The organism is Leisingera sp. (assembly GCF_034669605.1).
Classification (GTDB): domain Bacteria; phylum Pseudomonadota; class Alphaproteobacteria; order Rhodobacterales; family Rhodobacteraceae; genus Leisingera.
The window spans coordinates 1-2319 of record NZ_JAXMOX010000360.1; the positions used below are offsets into that span (position 1 = coordinate 1).

Genomic DNA, 2319 nt, shown 5'->3' on the forward strand with positions numbered 1-2319 from the left:
CTGATCATTGCCGAGGACGTTGAAGGCGAAGCGCTGGCAACCCTGGTTGTCAACAAGCTGCGCGGCGGCCTGAAAATTGCTGCTGTCAAGGCACCGGGCTTCGGCGACCGCCGCAAGGCCATGCTGAAGGACATCGCGATCCTGACCGGCGGCCAGGTGATCTCCGAAGATCTGGGCATGAAGCTTGAGTCCGTGACCATGGACATGCTGGGTTCGGCCAAGAAAATCGAAATCACCAAAGACGAAACCACCATCGTCGACGGTGCCGGCGAGAAAGCCGAGATCGAAGCCCGCGTTGGCCAGATCCGCGCTCAGATCGAAGAAACCACCTCCGACTACGACCGTGAAAAGCTGCAGGAACGCGTTGCCAAACTGGCAGGCGGTGTTGCCGTGATCCGCGTCGGCGGCATGACCGAAGTGGAAGTGAAAGAGCGCAAGGACCGTGTGGACGACGCGCTGAACGCGACCCGCGCAGCTGTGCAGGAAGGCGTTGTCGTCGGCGGCGGTGTTGCCCTGGTTCAGGCCGGCAAGGCTCTGGAATCGCTGGAAGGCGCAAACTCCGACCAGTCCGCAGGCATCGTGATCGTGCGCAAGGCGATCGAAGCGCCGCTGCGCCAGATCGCTGAAAACGCCGGTGTTGACGGTGCTGTTGTGGCCGGCAAGGTCCGCGAAAGCAACGACCCGGCCTTTGGCTTCAACGCGCAGACCGAAGAATATGGCGACATGTTCTCCTTCGGCGTGATCGACCCGGCCAAAGTGGTGCGGACCGCGCTGGAAGACGCAGCCTCGGTTGCCGGCCTGCTGATCACCACCGAAGCCATGGTTGCTGACAAACCCGCCAAAGAAGGCGCAGGCGCCGGCGGCGGCATGCCCGACATGGGCGGCATGGGCGGCATGGGCGGCATGATGTAAGCATCAGCCATCCATCCGGATGACTTTGGGGCTGCCTGCAAGGGCGGCCCCTTTTCGTTTCCGGGGGGACATCAGGCCCGCCTTGCCGGCCTGCCTGCGGCGCGGGTATTGATGCAAAGGGGAATGCGGGAGACGCAAAAATGGGTATTGGGCCGGATGTCCTGACCGGGGTCACGGACGCGCACTATGACGGGGTGGAGGCGCTGCTGAAGGCGGCTTTTCCCACCGATGCCGAGGCGCGGCTGGTGCGGCAGCTGCGGGCGGACGGCGATATGCTGTATGAGTTCCAGACGCCTTGGGAGGGCAAGATAGGCGGCTATTTTGCCCTGAGCCGGATGCGGGCGCCGGAGGGCTGGGCCTGCCTGGCGCCGATGGCAGTGCGGCCCGAGTGGCAGGGCGGCAGGCTGGCGGAGGGCAGCCCGGACATGCAGGTTGGCGGGCCGCGGGATGAGGTGTGCCGCGGACCGTGGCGGTTCGGCGCGCGGATGCTGCAGCACTTGCAGAGCTGTTATGATGCCGCCCCTGCAGGCGTGCAGGAACCTCTGCCCGGAACGATCGTTGTCCTGGGGAAACCGTCTTTTTACGGCCGCCACGGTTTCAGCCTGGCACGGGCGCAGAAGCTCAGCAGCCCATACCCGCTGGAATACACGCTGATCCTGCGCCGGGGCGATGACACGCCGGAGGCGGAACTGATCTACCCGCGCGCTTTCTCTGCCCTGTGACACAAAGAATTCATTGGTGCAGTGCAGTCTGGCACGCTAGCCAATGCCCATGCGTTTGTTTCTCCTCGTCTGCCTCACCATGCTGGCCTTTGCGGCCAATTCCATCCTCGGCCGGGCCGCGATTGCGGGCGGGCATATGGATGCCACCGGCTTTGGCCTGTGGCGGCTGGTCTCCGGGGCGCTGATGCTGGCCTTGCTCTGCCGGCTGCGGGGGCTGGAAACCTGGAGCCGGGAGCGCCTTCTGCGCCCTGCCAGCCTGTGGGGCGGGGCGGCGCTGACGCTGTATATGGCGGGATTCACACTGGCGTATCAGGATCTTGATGCCGGTCTGGGGGCGCTGGTGCTGTTCGGGGTTGTGCAGATCTCGATGGTCTTGTGGGGCGCTCTGCGCGGCAGCCGGACCGGGGCGGCCCAGACCGCCGGAGCGGTTCTGGCGTTTTCCGGGCTGGCCTATGTGGTCTGGCCGGCCGAGGCGGGCGGAGCACCTCTGGCGGCCTCGCTGCTGATGGCCGCAAGCGGGTTGGGCTGGGGCATCTACAGCCTGCTGGGGCGCGGCGCGCGGCAGCCGCTGGTCTCCACGGCGGTGAATTTCGCCTGGTCCAGCGTGATGATGCTGCCGGTCATGCTGCTGGCGGGCGGCGGCACGGTGCTGAGCGGGTATGGCGTGCTGCTGGCGGTGCTGTCC

Annotated in this window: 3 protein-coding genes; all 3 read left to right on the top strand. The window is 65.8% G+C overall.

Annotation, left to right across the window (positions count from 1 at the left end; translation table 11 throughout):
• On the top strand, nt 1–912 hold a 912-nt coding region (gene groEL / locus VOI29_RS24200), incomplete at its 5' end, for a chaperonin GroEL (protein WP_323784412.1).
• 140 nt (nt 913–1052) lie between these two features.
• Entirely contained in the window at nt 1053–1634 is a 582-nt protein-coding gene (locus tag VOI29_RS24205; RefSeq protein WP_323784414.1) for an N-acetyltransferase, read from the top strand.
• A gap of 49 nt (nt 1635–1683) precedes the next feature.
• Nucleotides 1684–2319: DMT family transporter (locus VOI29_RS24210; protein WP_323784416.1), on the top strand; the 636-nt coding region annotated here is incomplete at its 3' end.

Bases quoted from the DNA above. Each gene is read 5' to 3' on its own strand.
- VOI29_RS24205 (WP_323784414.1), top strand. From the start codon at position 1,053: ATGGGTATTGGGCCGGATGTCCTGACCGGGGTCACGGACGCGCACTAT.